This is a genomic window from Macrococcus sp. PK, from assembly GCF_022501545.1.
Taxonomy (GTDB): domain Bacteria; phylum Bacillota; class Bacilli; order Staphylococcales; family Staphylococcaceae; genus Macrococcoides; species Macrococcoides epidermidis.
In genome coordinates, this window is sequence record NZ_JAEPRF010000003.1 from 21,060 (window position 1) to 35,643 (window position 14,584).

Below are 14,584 nucleotides of genomic sequence, written 5' to 3' on the forward strand. Positions count from 1 at the left end.
TAACACCTCACTTATTTCAACTCAGCGCAATGCGCACTCAGTTGAAATTATACCAATATAAAGCAAGAAAAACCCGTTATATACATAACGGGTTTCGGACAAAAGAGAAATTATTTAACTTCTACAGTTGCTCCAGCTTCTTCTAATTTAGCTTTTAATTCTTCAGCTTCGTCTTTAGAAACGCCTTCTTTAACTACTTTAGGAGCGCCATCAACTAAGTCTTTAGCGTCTTTTAATCCTAAACCAGTAGCTTCTTTAACAGCTTTAACAACTTTAATTTTTGAAGCTCCAGCAGATACTAATTCTACGTCGAATTCAGTTTTTTCTGCAGCAGCACCTTCGCCACCAGCAGCACCAGCAGCAGCTACAGGAGCAGCAGCAGTAACACCGAATTCTTCTTCGATAGCTTTAACTAAATCGTTTAATTCTAAAACTGACATTTCTTTAATCATTTCGATAATTTTTTCGTTTGACATGATTGTATTCCTCCATTTAATTTAAGTTTTTTATGATACTAATTGTCTTTGTCTAAGTGAATTATGCTTCTTCAGCAGGAGCAGCTTCTTCTCCGCCTTCTTTTTGTTCTCCAACAGCTTTAACTGCATATGCGAAGTTACGCATTGGAGCTTGTAATACTGAAAGAACCATTGAGATAAGTCCTTCTTTTGATGGTAATGATGCGATAGCTTTGATATCATCAGCGCTAGTCACTTTACCTTCAATAACACCGGCTTTGATTTCTAACTTTTCGTTTTCTTTTGCGAAGTCAGCAAGAATTTTTGCTGGCGCAACAACTTCTTCGTTAGAGAATGCAATAGCGTTTGGTCCAGTTAAAAATTCTTCAAGTCCTTCGATACCAGCAGCTTCTGCTGAACGACGTACTAAAGTATTTTTGTAAACGTGGAATTCCACACCAGCTTCACGAAGTTGTTTACGTAGTTCAGTTACTTGCGCAACAGTTAAACCACGATAGTCAACGATGATAGTTGATACTGAATTTTTTAATTGTTCAGTGATCAAATCAGCTTTTTGTTGTTTGATTTCGATAGCTTTTGTACTCATTATGACACCTCCATTAAGATTTTCGTGCTTTTCTAATAAAGTATTAAAAAAGCACTTTTCACCCATGGTAAAAAGTGCTTGAAAGTTCATCAAGTCAAATTTCACCTCGGTAGGATTATTAAGCATACGCCCCTACTGTCTTAGGTTATTTATAAAATACAAATTACACTATATCGTGAAATTTGAATCTTGTCAATTTGTTTTTTTAAAATTAGTTTCTAACTTCTGTTGGGTCAACTTTGATACCAGGGCCCATAGTAGAAGTTACAGAAACAGTTTTGAAATAAGTACCTTTTGATGATGCTGGTTTAGCTTTAGCTAAAACATCTTTTAAAGTGTTAAAGTTTTCAACTAATTTAGCAGTATCAAATGATACTTTACCGATTGAAGCGTGAACGATACCAGATTTCTCAGCACGGTATTCTACTTTACCAGCTTTGATCTCCTGAACAGCTTTTGTTACGTCCATCGTTACAGTACCAGTTTTAGGGTTTGGCATTAAACCTTTAGGTCCTAAGACACGTCCAAGTTTACCAACTTCACCCATCATGTCTGGAGTTGCTACGATTACATCGAATTCGAACCAACCTTGGTTGATCTTGTTGATGTATTCAGCATCGCCAACGTAGTCAGCGCCTGCAGCTTCAGCTTCTTTTAATTTTTCACCTTTAGCGAATACTAATACACGTTGTGTTTTACCAGTTCCGTTTGGTAATACAACTGCCCCACGGATTTGTTGGTCATTTTTACGTACATCGATTCCTAAACGGAATGCAACTTCAACAGAAGCGTCAAAGTTTACTGTGCTTGTTTCTTGCGCGAGTTTGATAGCTTCTTCTACAGAGTAGAATTTAGTGTTATCAACTTTTTGAGCGGCTTCTTGATATTTTTTACCTTTTTTAGCCATTTCTTATTTCCTCCTTATAGTGGTTTTAGCGGAATGTCCTCCCACGGGCACTGTCTATAACAGTGCAAGAGCAGACTTAGATAAGTCTGCTTGTTAAATCTTAAAATACTATTTAATTTCTACACCCATACTACGAGCAGTACCAGCAACAATTCTCATTGCCGCTTCAACGCTTGCTGCATTTAAATCTTCCATTTTAGCTTCAGCGATTTCACGTACTTGATCTTCAGTTACTGTAGCAACTTTAGTCTTGTTCGGTTCACCAGAACCTTTTTCGATTTTAGCTGCTTTTTTAAGTAAAACTGCTGCAGGTGGTGTTTTAGTGATAAATGTAAATGAACGATCTTCAAATACAGAAATTTCAACCGGAATAATTAAACCTGCTTGTTCTTGTGTACGCGCGTTAAATTCTTTACAGAATCCCATAATGTTAACACCTGCTTGACCTAATGCTGGACCAACTGGTGGCGCTGGATTCGCTTTCCCTGCTGGGATTTGTAATTTAACAACTTTGATTACTTTTTTAGCCACGATGTGCACCTCCTATAATATCGTGATGTGGTCACAGGGTATGATATTTACCCTCCCACTCAACAACCGTACTAATTAGCACGACCATAAAATATTACCACTTACTCATAAAAATTGCAAGTGAAAATTTACATTTTATTTTTTTAAAATTTATATTATAATTTTTCGATTTGATCGAATTCAACTTCAACTGGTGTTTCACGGCCAAACATATCTACTAATACTGTTAATTTGTATTTCTCGATATCGATTTCTTTCACTTCACCAACCTGGTTTGTAAAAGGACCGCTCGTTACGCGCACTTGTTCACCGACTTCAATTTCAACATCGATCGTTTTTTCGTTCATACCCATTGATTTCAAAATAAACTTAGCTTCTTCTGGTAATAATGGATTTGGTTTAGAACCTGCACCGGCAGATCCTACGAAACCTGTAACACCTGGTGTATTACGTACAACATACCAAGATTCATCCGTCATCACTAGCTCTACTAAAACGTAACCAGGGAATGTTTTCTTTACAGATGTTTTTGCTTTACCGTCTTTAATCGTTGTTTCCTCTTCTTCCGGAATAACAACTCTAAAGATTTGATCTTGCATATTCATAGATTCAAGACGTTTTTCTAAGTTGTCTTTTACTTTGTTTTCATAGCCTGAATACGTATGAACTGCGTACCAATGCTTTTTGCTTTCCTCAGACATAATATGCCTCCTTAGTTAATTAATCGAATAAGCTCAGAAATGCCTAAATCGATTGCGTAAAAGAAAATAATAAAGAATAATACAGTTAATACTACGATTGTTGTATCTCTAACAACTTCCTGACCAGTTGGCCATGAAGTTTTTTTCATCTCAGAAATAACACCTTGAAAGAAATTTTCTTTATGTTCCATGCGTTTGCCTCCGTCATGTTTAAATTGATAAAAAATAGACCGAACCGTAATTCGATACTTATTTTTTAGTACTATATTGTTCACGTCTAATCATCACATTCATTCATTCATTCTAATCCTAGTTTAATATAACGGTGAAATTGTAATTTGTCAAACTAACATGTACCTTGTATGAAGGATTTAATCTTAACTTTCAATCTTGAAATTGCATTATGAATTGTTTTCAGCGATTCATTCTCAATTGCTGCCATCGCTTTGACAGGCATCTGTTCCTTTAAATATTCCAGGACGCGATATTCAAGCGGACTCAATTGCAATGCAACAGGAGTCATACGCGACTGTAAATCAACAAGTTCACTTTCAATATCAGGGTGCAATGCGTTCACATCCTGTATGAACGCTTCAAGCGATGGTTCATCGTCATACTGCGTCGTTTCAAAGCTCACAATAGGACGATTGCGCTCTTTTTGCAACTCCCTCACATAATCCAGCAACGCATATTTCAAATGGTAAAAATAAAACCTTTCAAAATTATCGCTTTTTATTGGGTCATAGACTTTCACTGCCTGATATAACGCAATCAGACTCTCTTGATATAAAGCTTCATGGTCTCTATACGAAATTTTACGAATATGGACTTCAATACCATTACGTAGTCTTGCTACAAGACTATCAAAAGCATCGATATTACCACTCTGAATATCTTTTACAATATGTTCTACCGGCTTAAGATGATACATTGTTTGTTCTTCACAAATCATTTGTGTATAAGTTTTAAACATGCGCTTAACCTCTAGATGTATTTTTCTTTAGGTTAAATGTAATAAATGATTATCTCAAACAATAAAATTATCTTGAATTAATAATCTCCGCGCCTTAATCTTTCTAATCGCTCTTTCGTTTTCTGATCGATTTCAATACGTGTACGCGGTTTATTGTTATCCATCTTCACCATATCTTTCGCCACATTGATTTCTTCTTCACGCAAATTGTTGATAAACTCACGGGACGGGATTCTTAACGCACCGCTTCCAAATATCGTATGCTGTTCTGATAAATCACTCGTTACGACCTTGATCGTTGTAATGTGCTTTTCATACATCTCGTAGACAAGCCGTTCAATAACTGCATCAGCCGTTTCCTTTTCCCGAGAATAGACAACACGGATGCCATGAAACACTTCTTCGCGCTCATGAGATTTCACATCATATGCATCGAACACTACAATCATTTCATCCGCAATACGTGCATTATAATTCGCAATTTCAATCAATAGTTGAATACGTGCCTCTTCTAATGACTCTTGTGCGAGTTGTTTGAGTCGTGAACTTTGTCCGATGACATTATAACCATCAATGATGGTATATTTTTTTATCATGCGTCAAGTGGGTTCCTTTTACGATAAACTTCGTACATTAACAAACTCGCTGCCACTGAAGCATTCAAACTATTAACATGTCCAACCATTGGTAAGTGAATTAAGAAGTCACATTTATCTTTAACGAGCCTACTCATTCCTTCACCTTCTGAACCGATAACAATCGCAAGGTTCATATTAGCATCCATCTTACGGTAATCAACTGATTTGCTGGCATCCGTCCCCGCAACCCAGTATCCTGCTTCTTTCAGTTTATCTATTGCCTGACTAATATTTGTGACACGCATTACCGGCACATGTTCAATCGCGCCAGTTGAAGCTTTCACAACCGTTTGGTTTAAGCTTACTGAACGACGTTTCGGAATCAATATACCGTCTATTCCAATCGCATCTGCCGTTCTTAAAATAGAACCGAGATTATGTGGATCTTCTAAACCATCAAGAATCATAATCGTGCTTAACTTATCTTTATCACGCGCATTTAAGAAGTCATCCAGATCTACATATTCATATGGTGAAATCATCGCCATAATCCCTTGATGTGGTACATCCGATAAATGGTCAAGCTTTGATTTCGGTACTGTCTGAACAATAATCTTTCTTTCCTTACATAAATTTAATATGCTTGAAATTTGTGATTTATTGATGCCTTCCTGGATGAACACTTTATTGATTTCGTGATCCGACTCAATCGCGCTTTTCACAGCATGACGTCCTACTATCATTTCATCAGTTGTTTCTTTTTTCATTATTTACCCCTCATTTCACATAACGTGATGATTTTATCCAGCAGCGTCTGTAATCGTTCTGTTTCGTTATTTAAATGTAAATAACCGATAACCGCTTCAAGTGCGGTACTTTTCTTATAGGAAATAACATCTGTATTTTTCGCGCGGGTATGACTTTTGGCATTACGTCCGCGCATTAATATTTCTTTTTCCTGTTCAGTAAAATAACCTTCATCAACTAAAGTATCAAACGTTTGCGCCTGACTTTTAGCAGATACAAAAAATGTTGCCTGACGATGGAGTTCATTCGGCTTTTTATTCTTTTCTCTTACGATATAATTTCTGACATGTAAATCGAGTACTGCATCACCTAAATAAGCAAGTGTCAGTGGATTATAAAGACTCGCTTCGTTAACCACGTTTAAATCTCACACCTTGTGCCGTATCTTCCAGAATAATATTTTGTTCTTTTAATAAGTCTCGAATTTCATCTGCACGTGCAAAGTTTCTTTCTTTACGTGCTGTTTCACGTTCTGCTATTAATGCTTCGATGTCAGCATCAAGCAATTCTTTTTCTTCAACCAGTTTGACACCTAATACTTCACTAAAGATTTCGAACACTTCCAGGAAACGATCAATCACCTTTAAATCTGTTGATTCATTCTGATTATAGATATTGGCTTGTTTCGCTAATTCATACCAAGCTGTGATTGCATTTGCTGTATTAAAATCATCGTCCATCGCTGTTTCAAATTGCACTAAAATATCATCAACTACTTTAATCATCTCAGTGTGATCAACGATTCCTACAGAAATTTCTTTTCTTTCCTGCAGCGCTGCATATGCATTTTGAATACGTTCAAGCCCTGCTTTCGCGCTAGAAACGAGCTCCATATTGTAGTTGATTGGATTTCTATAATGTACGCTGATCATAAAGAAACGCAATACATTCGGATTAATTTCTTTAATTATATCGTGCACTAAAATAAAGTTACCTAACGACTTACTCATCTTCTCGTTATCAATATTGATAAACCCGTTATGCATCCAGTAATTTGCAAATGTTGTGTCGTTATGTGCTTCAGATTGCGCGATTTCATTCTCGTGGTGTGGGAATGTTAAGTCAGAACCACCTGCATGGATATCAATAGAATCACCCAAATGTTTCTTCGCCATTACTGAACACTCGATATGCCAGCCTGGTCGACCTTTACCCCACGGAGAATCCCAACTGATTTCACCAGGCTTCGCTGATTTCCATAACGCAAAATCTAACGCATCATCCTTTAATTCACCCGTAGCAATACGTGCACCGACTTTAAGTTCGTCAATTGACTGATGACTTAACTTACCATAACCATCAAATTTACGTGTTCTAAAATAAACATCTCCGCCACTTTCATAGGCGTAGTCTTTCTTGATCAATTCTTCGATAAACAAAATAATATCATCCATATGATCCATAACACGTGGGTGATGTGTCGCATGCTTACAATTAAGGGCACTCGTATCTTCAAAGTACGCTTCAATAAAACGATCAGCTACTTCTGGTACAGTAGAATTTAATTCATTGGCAGCTTTAATGAGTTTGTCGTCAACGTCTGTAAAGTTTGACACGTAGTTGACTTCATAACCGCGATATTCAAAGTAACGTCTAACGACATCGAAACTGATTGCAGGACGTGCATTACCGATATGAATGTAGTTGTATACGGTAGGACCGCACACATACATCTTCACCTTACCTTCTTCTAATGGTACGAACTTTTCTTTTTTACGACTTAACGTGTTATATAATGTAATCATCAACAATCTCTCCTTTTTTTGTCGCCTCTATATGACGTTCTAATTCTTTTAATTTTTCATAAATCGGATCAGGTAAATCTGTATGTTCAAAGCTCTTACCGACTTTAACACCATTTTGTTTTACAATGTGTCCTGGAATACCTACTACAGTAGAGAAGTCAGGTACACACTTCAATACGACAGAATTCGCACCAATATTCACATTGTTACCGATTTGAATATTACCAAGTACCTTTGCGCCTGCAGCAATCAATACGTTATCACCGATATCAGGATGACGTTTACCGTTCTCTTTCCCTGTACCACCTAGTGTCACACCTTGATAAATTGTTACGTTATTGCCAATCGTACACGTTTCACCGATGACAATGCCCATACCATGGTCAATGAACAATCTTTTACCGATCTTTGCACCAGGGTGAATTTCAATACCTGAGAAAAATCTTGAAATCTGACTGATCGCACGTGCGATAAAATACATTTTATGATTAAAGAACCAGTGCGCAACTAAATGCCACCATACAGCGTGTAATCCTGAGTATGTCAAAAACACTTCTAAACTACTTCTCGCAGCCGGGTCCTGTTCAAACACCATATTAATGTCATCTTTAATTCTTGCGAACATACACACACCTCCCAATATAAAAAAGAAGCACCTCTAAAATAAGAGGTGCTTCTGCACGGTTCCACTCTGATTAGTAGATAAATCTACTCACTTAAAAAATATGCAATTAACACGATGAGATGCATTCAACAATTAATTTATCACATACTTGCACCAACCGTATGCTCTCTATAGATAATTTAACTATCTACTTATTCTCATATTCTGATTATAATAGATTGCGATTATTTTTCAACTATTTTTGTTGCATTATGCGTAAACACTTAAACGCTCAATAACTTTATCTTTACCTAATAACTCCATTGTATTCGGTAATTCAGGTCCATGTGTTTGGCCAGATACCATCACACGAATCGGCATGAATAAGTTCTTACCTTTAATACCAGTTTCTTTCTGAACTGCTTTAATTGCCGCTTTAATACTTGCCGCGTCAAAAGTATCTAACGCTTCAAGTTGAGCTGTTAAAGCTTTAACAAGTTCAGGTACTTGCTCACCGTTTACAACTTCTGATGCTTCTTCGTCTAATGCTAATTCATCTTTGAAGAATAACTCAGATAATTCAACGATTTCACCAGCGTAGCTCATTTGTTGCTGATATAAACTTACTAAAGATTTCGCCCATGCAAGTTCTGCTTCTGTTGGGTTGTTTGAAATAAGACCTGCTTTTTCCATGTGCGGTAACGTCATTTCAAATACTGTATCTAAATCTTTTGTCTTCATATATTGGTTGTTGATCCATGCAAGCTTTTGTTTATCAAAGAATGCTGGTGATTTGCTTAATCGTTTCTCATCGAACATTTCGATAAATTGCGCTTTCGAGAAGATTTCTTCTTCACCTTCTGGAGACCAGCCAAGTAATCCGATAAAGTTGAATAATGCTTCTGGCAAATAACCTAAATCATGATATTGTTCAATAAATTGAATGATTGAACCATCACGCTTAGATAATTTCTTACGTTCTTCATTTACGATTAACGTCATGTGACCAAACGTCGGGATATCGTATCCTAACGCTTCGTACACCATCATTTGTTTTGGCGTATTTGAAATATGGTCATCACCACGGATAACGTGAGTAATTTCCATGAAGTGATCATCGATTGCTACCGCGAAGTTGTACGTTGGAATACCGTCTTTTTTCACGATAACCCAGTCACCGATACCATTAGAATCAAATGATACTTCACCTTTAACCATATCATTAAATGTGTAAGTTTTATCTTTCGGTACACGAATACGAATCGCAGGTTCGCGACCTTCAGCAATTAAAGCCGCTTCTTCTTCTTTTGTTAAGTGTGCATGTTTACCACCGTATCTCGGCATTTCACCACGTGCAAGCTGTGCCTCACGTTCTGCTTCTAACTCTTCAGCAGTCATGTAACAACGGTATGCTTTATCCTCAGCTAATAACTTTTCTACTAAAGGCTGATAAATAGATTGACGCTCTGATTGGCGATAAGGACCAAATCCACCATCTTTATCGATTGACTCATCCCAATCCATACCTAACCATTGTAAGAACTTTAACTGACTCGCTTCTCCGCCTTCAACATTACGTGCGGTATCTGTATCTTCAATACGGATGATAAAATCTCCACCGTTATGTCTTGCAAATAAATAGTTAAATAATGCAGTACGTGCATTACCGATGTGTAAGAAACCAGTCGGACTTGGTGCATATCTTACTCTTACTTTACTCATTATATTCACTCCATTAATTAGTTTTTATTAAATTATACCACATGATGATAGCTATGCTTAATTCAGAAATATTTATTGTATATTTATATAATTATATTTATTTTCAGAAAAGTATTGCAATTCTGAAAATAAGAAAGTATAATTTTTTTGTAACATATTAAATATAAAAAAGGAGAGCTCAGTCATGAAAAAATTCTTAATTACTTCTTTATCAATTTTATCTTTATCTTCAATTCCTTTTAACGATGTTAGTGCTGTGACAAATGATGGTCCAGATAAGTATATTGCTTATAATGGAACTGTTTACGAAGCTTCAAGTAAATCCACTTATAAAGATGTAGACTGGACTTATTCCCACTATAATCCATCTTCTACTACAGACACAGTCACTTACCAGGTATCACGTACAAAATCTGCAACTGCTTCTGTATCTTCTTCAGCAGAATTTGGAATAATGAAAAATGGTGTTAACATCGGTTCAGAAGTTTCATTAAATACTTCTAATACAATATCTTATAGTGTTACTTATAGCATACCACCTAGATCAAAATATTTATTAAGAGCTGGAAGCGAGAGAGTAAAAACCAACGGCTACATAGTTAGATATAGTAATGGGAAAGTCTCATCTAAAAAATATGTAAGCGGAAATTGGTCATATCGTGGTTTTTCAGATAAAGTCAAACAGTGAGAAGGTGATTAGTATTGAAAACCCGTATCCTCTTGTTATTGATAACATGTATAATAATCAGTGGGTGTTCTAATCAAGAGAAAAATGAACCACAGAATAAACAGAGTGAAACCTTAACTGTAAATAAAGTCTCTGATAAAACTAGTGTTAAAACTGTAAATGATATGTTTACAGACCCACATTTTAAAATTACTAATTTCACATTAACTGATAAAAATAAAATGATACTGTATAAAGTAGACTTTATGTTGGATGAAGAAAGTTTGAAATATATTAAATTAAATAAAAATGAAATTATTTATTTAAATATTTTATATCCAGAAAATGTAATTGAAAAATACAACAAATTACACTCTCCATCTATTAAAGTCCGTTTAGGCGATATTGATGCGCTTCGTTTTGAAATTTCTGACAATATACCTAGTTCAGAAATAAAAAAATTGAGCAATCCAGACATAAATTTACAGCTTCAAGTATTAGATAAAAATAAACAAATGTTTTTTCTATTTGATGGTTTAAATAATTATAGACTTGATAATCAATAAACTTAAAATTAAATTCTCCAAATAAAATAAATTAGACCCTACAATTCTGTAGGGTCTAATTTATTTTATTTAATAATATCACAGCTTGAGCTTGTATTCCCTCTTGTCTGCCTAAATAGCCCATCTTCTCATTCGTCGTTGCTTTGACGTTAACATTGAATATGTCTGTATTTAAGACGTTCGCAATCGCTTCACGCATTGCATCAATGTGTGGTCTGAATTTCGGCTTTTCTGCGATGATTGTTGCATCAATATTGGCGATTTCATAACCCATATCCAATACGTGTTGGTACGCATCTTTTAATAAAATACGCGAATCTGCACCTTTATATTTCGGATCATCATCTGGAAAGAATTTACCTATATCACCTAAGGAAACAGCCCCTAATATCGCATCTGTAATCGCATGTAGCAATACATCAGCATCGCTATGTCCAAGTAATCCTTTGTCGTGTTCAATCTCGATACCCCCGATGATTAATGGGCGCCCTTCAACGAGTTGATGTACGTCGTAACCTTGTCCTATTCTAAACATTTCTTCCCTCTTTTCTTCAGTATTGCTTCCGCGAAGAACATGTCTTCCGGCGTTGTAATCTTAATATTGTCGTAATCACTTTCTACGATATGAACTTTTGCAATGCGCTCAACAAGTGATGCGTCGTCTGTCCCTAAAAAGTTCTCTTGATTAGCGGCATTATATGCATCAAGCAGTAAACTATACATAAAAGCTTGTGGTGTTTGTATTTGCCAAAGTTCATCACGCTTTAACGTTTCAGTCACTTGATTGTTTTCTATACGTTTAATCGTATCTTTTACTTTTACAGCAGCGATGGCGCTGTGATGTTGTTGCACTGAATGATATAGTTTGTTTAATGTGGCCTGCGTAACAAATGGTCTTGCTGCATCATGTACAAATACATAGTCACACGGCTCAATTGCTTTTAATACGTTTTCAATACTGTATTGGCGTTCACTACCACCTTGTGTAATAATGCCAATTTTATCATATGCTTGTAGCATCGATTTCATCATGTCGATTTCATCTTTTTGTGCAGCCAGATGAATCGACCGACAGTTATCATCATTTTGAAACACTTGCACAGTGTGTTCTAGTATCGATTGATCGTTAATCGTCAGTAATATTTTGTTCTTGTCTGCCTGCATGCGTTTCCCCATGCCCGCTGCCGGAATGATTACGTCATACATATTAGTCATTCACTTTCTTTGTAAATATAATTCTGCCTGAAGCAGTCTGAAGTACTGATTGTACTTCCACGTTCACTTGTTTATTAATTAAATGTTTACCATTCTCTACAACGACCATTGTGCCATCTTCTAAATATCCGACACCTTGGTTCTCTTCTTTCCCAGCTTTCGTCACATTCAGTATAAACTGATCACCTTGTGCGACAACTGGTTTAATTGCTTCAGATAGATCATTCACATTCAATACTTTAATGCCTTGCACCTGACATACTTTGTTTAAGTTAAAGTCTGTTGTAATAACGCTCGATTTCGATTCTTTTGCCATTGTGACTAATAATTGATCGACTTCTTTTATATTTTTATTACCTGGAACAATCTTTATCGGGTGACCTGTGTTCTGAAGCTGACTTAAAATGTCCAGTCCACGTTGTCCTTTATCACGCTTCATACCGTCTGTTGAATCTGCGATAAGCTGTAATTCATCTAATACGCCTTGAGGAACAATAATTGTACCATCTAAGAATCCACATTCTACGATTGATAAAATACGGCCATCAATGATTGCCGACGTATCCAATAATTTCGTGTTATCCAGCACACGGCGTTTGTTTGAACTGCTCTGGAATCGTTCTGGTAAGAAACTTTGAATTTCATCACGTTTCTTTAGTCCAACCTGAAACCCTAAATAACCTAATACAACCGCCAGAATAACCGGCACTGTATTTTTAAGTAATGTAAAGCCCATATTGTTAAAGATTAAACTGATCATCGAAGCAATCATCAATCCTAAAATCATACCGAGCGTTGCAAAGATAAGTTCCATAAAATTAATGTTTAATAAAGATTTTTCACCTTTAATAATGAGGTTAACTACGCGATTAATCAACCAATAAAATAAAATAAAAAAGACAATAATCCCAATCGCACCATCAACATATGCATTCTTAAGAATTTCAGGAACATTCAAATTAAATAAACGAATCAATTCAGGTATCGCAAAAATCCCTAAGCTTGCACCTACTACAATAAATATTAACGTTACTAATTTCTTTAACATATTTTCACCTCCTTAAAATGCAAGCTTTAATGCTTCGCTTATATTTGTTACACCAATCACTTCGATATTCCCCGGGAAATCCCAGCCACCGATATTATTCTTTGGAATAATGACACGTTTGAATCCAAGTTTTTCAGCTTCCTGCACACGTTGTTCAATACGCGCCACACGTCTTACTTCTCCAGTCAAACCTACTTCTCCGATAAAGCAGTCATCACCACGGGTAGGTTTATCATTATAGCTAGAAGCAATACTAATAATAATACTTAAATCAACAGCAGGTTCATCTAATTTCACGCCACCTGCTACTTTGACATAGGCATCCTGTTGCTGTAATAGATAACCTTGTTTCTTCTCCAGTACTGCCATTAACAGCGTTAAACGGTTATGGTCAATACCTGTCGCCATACGTCTAGGGTTATGAAATGATGTCGGCGACACTAATGATTGAACTTCAACAAGGAGTGGACGTGTGCCTTCCATTGTGGCAACAATCGTAGACCCAGCTACATTTTTCGTACGTTCTTCTAAGAACATTTCACTCGGGTTTAATACTTCAGTGAGACCTGTATTGCGCATTTCAAATATGCCCATTTCATTTGTAGAACCGAAACGGTTTTTCACAGCGCGTAAAATACGATAACTGTGATGTGTATCACCTTCGAAATAAAGTACGGTATCCACCATGTGCTCAAGTAATCTCGGGCCTGCAATTTGCCCTTCTTTTGTTACGTGACCTACGATGAAGGTCGCAATATTCATCTGCTTTGCAATACGCATTAATTCCTGTGTACATTCACGGACTTGAGATACTGAACCTGGTGCGCTCGTTACTTCCGGATGAAAAATCGTTTGAATCGAGTCAATGACTAAAAACTTCGGCTGCATCTTCTTCACGGTTTCATGTATGATTTGAAGATTTGTCTCCGCATACACATCTAATTCTCCGGCATCTTCCTTTAAGCGATCTGCACGGAGTTTTGTTTGTCTTACCGATTCCTCACCAGATATATAAAGTACAGGATGACGCTGTGACAACATCGCACACACTTGCAGTAATAATGTTGACTTTCCGATACCTGGATCTCCACCAATGAGCACGAGTGACCCAGGAACGATACCGCCACCTAATACACGGTCAAGTTCTCCCATTTGCGTATGGTCTCTTGGTACACTTTCTTTCGTTATATTTTTTAATTTTTCTACTTTAGAATTTGAATCTTGCTGATGTATTGCTGTTTTTGGTCCTTTTTGTTTATGTTCGATGACTTCTTCCATCTGATTCCAGGCGCCACAATTCGGACATTTACCCATCCATTTTGGGGACTGATAACCACAGGCCATACATTCAAAAGTTGATTTCACTTTAGCCAATATATTTCCCCCCATTATAATATGTATTTATTTTAAATCTTTTTGCATATTTAGACAATGTTAACCCCTAATATGATGCAATAA

The 14,584-nt window shown here is 36.4% G+C and carries 19 protein-coding genes and 2 other annotated features; of the genes, 2 read left to right on the top strand and 17 right to left on the bottom strand.

Annotated features, from left to right (window positions below; all coding sequences use genetic code 11):
* Positions 1-110: 110 nt before the first annotated feature.
* From rplL to gltX, 13 genes are all read right to left on the bottom strand, one after another.
* Positions 111-476 carry a 50S ribosomal protein L7/L12 gene (gene rplL, locus JJJ02_RS02795; RefSeq protein WP_255724770.1) on the bottom strand — a complete coding sequence of 122 codons (366 nt, stop codon included), beginning with the start codon at positions 474-476 and terminating at the stop codon, positions 111-113.
* 61 nt (positions 477-537) lie between these two features.
* Complete coding sequence (rplJ, locus tag JJJ02_RS02800; RefSeq protein WP_165958653.1) at positions 538-1,062, bottom strand: 50S ribosomal protein L10; 525 nt, start codon at positions 1,060-1,062, stop codon at positions 538-540.
* Positions 1,063-1,098: 36 nt separating this feature from the next.
* Positions 1,099-1,225: a sequence feature (ribosomal protein L10 leader region), on the bottom strand.
* 48 nt (positions 1,226-1,273) lie between these two features.
* Entirely contained in the window at positions 1,274-1,969 is a 696-nt protein-coding gene (gene rplA, locus JJJ02_RS02805) for a 50S ribosomal protein L1 (protein WP_099577354.1), read from the bottom strand.
* Positions 1,970-2,077: 108 nt separating this feature from the next.
* Positions 2,078-2,500 (bottom strand): 50S ribosomal protein L11, encoded by a 423-nt coding sequence (rplK, locus tag JJJ02_RS02810; RefSeq protein ID WP_096077864.1) that lies wholly within the window; start codon positions 2,498-2,500, stop codon positions 2,078-2,080.
* A 155-nt stretch (positions 2,501-2,655) separates the two neighbouring features.
* Complete coding sequence (nusG, locus tag JJJ02_RS02815) at positions 2,656-3,201, bottom strand: transcription termination/antitermination protein NusG (RefSeq protein WP_099577352.1); 546 nt, start codon at positions 3,199-3,201, stop codon at positions 2,656-2,658.
* A gap of 11 nt (positions 3,202-3,212) precedes the next feature.
* On the bottom strand, positions 3,213-3,392 hold the full coding sequence (gene secE / locus JJJ02_RS02820; RefSeq protein ID WP_099577350.1) for a preprotein translocase subunit SecE: 180 nt from the start codon (positions 3,390-3,392) through the stop codon (positions 3,213-3,215).
* 155 nt (positions 3,393-3,547) lie between these two features.
* A complete protein-coding gene (locus tag JJJ02_RS02825; protein ID WP_111717474.1) occupies positions 3,548-4,174 on the bottom strand; it encodes a sigma factor in 627 nt (208 codons plus the stop codon).
* A 77-nt stretch (positions 4,175-4,251) separates the two neighbouring features.
* A complete protein-coding gene (locus JJJ02_RS02830; RefSeq protein ID WP_240837252.1) occupies positions 4,252-4,770 on the bottom strand; it encodes an NYN domain-containing protein in 519 nt (172 codons plus the stop codon).
* Positions 4,767-5,519, bottom strand: coding sequence for a 23S rRNA (guanosine(2251)-2'-O)-methyltransferase RlmB (rlmB, locus tag JJJ02_RS02835; RefSeq protein ID WP_096077859.1), 753 nt, complete (start codon positions 5,517-5,519; stop codon positions 4,767-4,769). Before rlmB ends, JJJ02_RS02830 begins: the two co-directional genes overlap by 4 nt.
* A complete protein-coding gene (locus JJJ02_RS02840) occupies positions 5,519-5,917 on the bottom strand; it encodes a Mini-ribonuclease 3 (protein ID WP_111717470.1) in 399 nt (132 codons plus the stop codon). The genes rlmB and JJJ02_RS02840 overlap by 1 nt, the downstream gene beginning before the upstream one ends.
* Positions 5,910-7,304: a cysteine--tRNA ligase gene (gene cysS, locus JJJ02_RS02845; protein ID WP_240837254.1), complete on the bottom strand. Its 1,395-nt coding sequence runs from the start codon at positions 7,302-7,304 to the stop codon at positions 5,910-5,912. Before cysS ends, JJJ02_RS02840 begins: the two co-directional genes overlap by 8 nt.
* Positions 7,288-7,929 (bottom strand): serine O-acetyltransferase, encoded by a 642-nt coding sequence (gene cysE, locus JJJ02_RS02850; protein ID WP_255724771.1) that lies wholly within the window; start codon positions 7,927-7,929, stop codon positions 7,288-7,290. The genes cysS and cysE overlap by 17 nt, the downstream gene beginning before the upstream one ends.
* Before the next feature lie 38 nt (positions 7,930-7,967).
* Positions 7,968-8,136 (bottom strand) — a binding site (T-box leader).
* Between the two features lie 42 nt (positions 8,137-8,178).
* Entirely contained in the window at positions 8,179-9,630 is a 1,452-nt protein-coding gene (gltX, locus tag JJJ02_RS02855) for a glutamate--tRNA ligase (RefSeq protein ID WP_255724772.1), read from the bottom strand.
* A gap of 184 nt (positions 9,631-9,814) precedes the next feature.
* On the opposite strand from gltX, the gene JJJ02_RS02860 reads away from it, so the two are divergent.
* Positions 9,815-10,318: a hypothetical protein gene (locus tag JJJ02_RS02860; protein ID WP_240837258.1), complete on the top strand. Its 504-nt coding sequence runs from the start codon at positions 9,815-9,817 to the stop codon at positions 10,316-10,318.
* A gap of 14 nt (positions 10,319-10,332) precedes the next feature.
* Entirely contained in the window at positions 10,333-10,863 is a 531-nt protein-coding gene (locus tag JJJ02_RS02865; protein ID WP_240837261.1) for a hypothetical protein, read from the top strand.
* A gap of 55 nt (positions 10,864-10,918) precedes the next feature.
* On the opposite strand, the gene ispF is transcribed toward JJJ02_RS02865, so the two are convergent.
* The 4 genes from ispF to radA are packed head-to-tail and all read right to left on the bottom strand — an operon-like array spanning position 10,919 to position 14,500.
* Positions 10,919-11,398 (bottom strand): 2-C-methyl-D-erythritol 2,4-cyclodiphosphate synthase, encoded by a 480-nt coding sequence (gene ispF / locus JJJ02_RS02870; RefSeq protein WP_240837263.1) that lies wholly within the window; start codon positions 11,396-11,398, stop codon positions 10,919-10,921.
* Positions 11,386-12,078 carry a 2-C-methyl-D-erythritol 4-phosphate cytidylyltransferase gene (gene ispD, locus JJJ02_RS02875; RefSeq protein ID WP_240837265.1) on the bottom strand — a complete coding sequence of 231 codons (693 nt, stop codon included), beginning with the start codon at positions 12,076-12,078 and terminating at the stop codon, positions 11,386-11,388. Before ispD ends, ispF begins: the two co-directional genes overlap by 13 nt.
* Complete coding sequence (locus JJJ02_RS02880; RefSeq protein ID WP_240837267.1) at positions 12,071-13,126, bottom strand: PIN/TRAM domain-containing protein; 1,056 nt, start codon at positions 13,124-13,126, stop codon at positions 12,071-12,073. The genes ispD and JJJ02_RS02880 overlap by 8 nt, the downstream gene beginning before the upstream one ends.
* Positions 13,127-13,138: 12 nt before the next feature.
* Positions 13,139-14,500, bottom strand: a complete 1,362-nt coding sequence (radA, locus tag JJJ02_RS02885) for a DNA repair protein RadA (RefSeq protein ID WP_096077851.1) — start codon at positions 14,498-14,500, stop codon at positions 13,139-13,141.
* Positions 14,501-14,584 lie beyond the last annotated feature (84 nt).

What these genes read in the sequence shown, in the direction of transcription:
- rplL (WP_255724770.1), bottom strand. Translation starts at nt 476, where the DNA reads ATGTCAAACGAAAAAATTATCGAAATGATTAAAGAAATGTCAGTTTTA.
- rplJ (WP_165958653.1), bottom strand. Translation starts at nt 1,062, where the DNA reads ATGAGTACAAAAGCTATCGAAATCAAACAACAAAAAGCTGATTTGATC.
- rplA (WP_099577354.1), bottom strand. Translation starts at nt 1,969, where the DNA reads ATGGCTAAAAAAGGTAAAAAATATCAAGAAGCCGCTCAAAAAGTTGAT.
- nusG (WP_099577352.1), bottom strand. Translation starts at nt 3,201, where the DNA reads ATGTCTGAGGAAAGCAAAAAGCATTGGTACGCAGTTCATACGTATTCA.
- secE (WP_099577350.1), bottom strand. Translation starts at nt 3,392, where the DNA reads ATGGAACATAAAGAAAATTTCTTTCAAGGTGTTATTTCTGAGATGAAA.
- JJJ02_RS02825 (WP_111717474.1), bottom strand. Translation starts at nt 4,174, where the DNA reads ATGTTTAAAACTTATACACAAATGATTTGTGAAGAACAAACAATGTAT.
- JJJ02_RS02830 (WP_240837252.1), bottom strand. Translation starts at nt 4,770, where the DNA reads ATGATAAAAAAATATACCATCATTGATGGTTATAATGTCATCGGACAA.
- rlmB (WP_096077859.1), bottom strand. Translation starts at nt 5,519, where the DNA reads ATGAAAAAAGAAACAACTGATGAAATGATAGTAGGACGTCATGCTGTG.
- cysS (WP_240837254.1), bottom strand. Translation starts at nt 7,304, where the DNA reads ATGATTACATTATATAACACGTTAAGTCGTAAAAAAGAAAAGTTCGTA.
- cysE (WP_255724771.1), bottom strand. Translation starts at nt 7,929, where the DNA reads ATGTTCGCAAGAATTAAAGATGACATTAATATGGTGTTTGAACAGGAC.
- gltX (WP_255724772.1), bottom strand. Translation starts at nt 9,630, where the DNA reads ATGAGTAAAGTAAGAGTAAGATATGCACCAAGTCCGACTGGTTTCTTA.
- JJJ02_RS02860 (WP_240837258.1), top strand. Translation starts at nt 9,815, where the DNA reads ATGAAAAAATTCTTAATTACTTCTTTATCAATTTTATCTTTATCTTCA.
- ispF (WP_240837263.1), bottom strand. Translation starts at nt 11,398, where the DNA reads ATGTTTAGAATAGGACAAGGTTACGACGTACATCAACTCGTTGAAGGG.
- ispD (WP_240837265.1), bottom strand. Translation starts at nt 12,078, where the DNA reads ATGACTAATATGTATGACGTAATCATTCCGGCAGCGGGCATGGGGAAA.
- JJJ02_RS02880 (WP_240837267.1), bottom strand. Translation starts at nt 13,126, where the DNA reads ATGTTAAAGAAATTAGTAACGTTAATATTTATTGTAGTAGGTGCAAGC.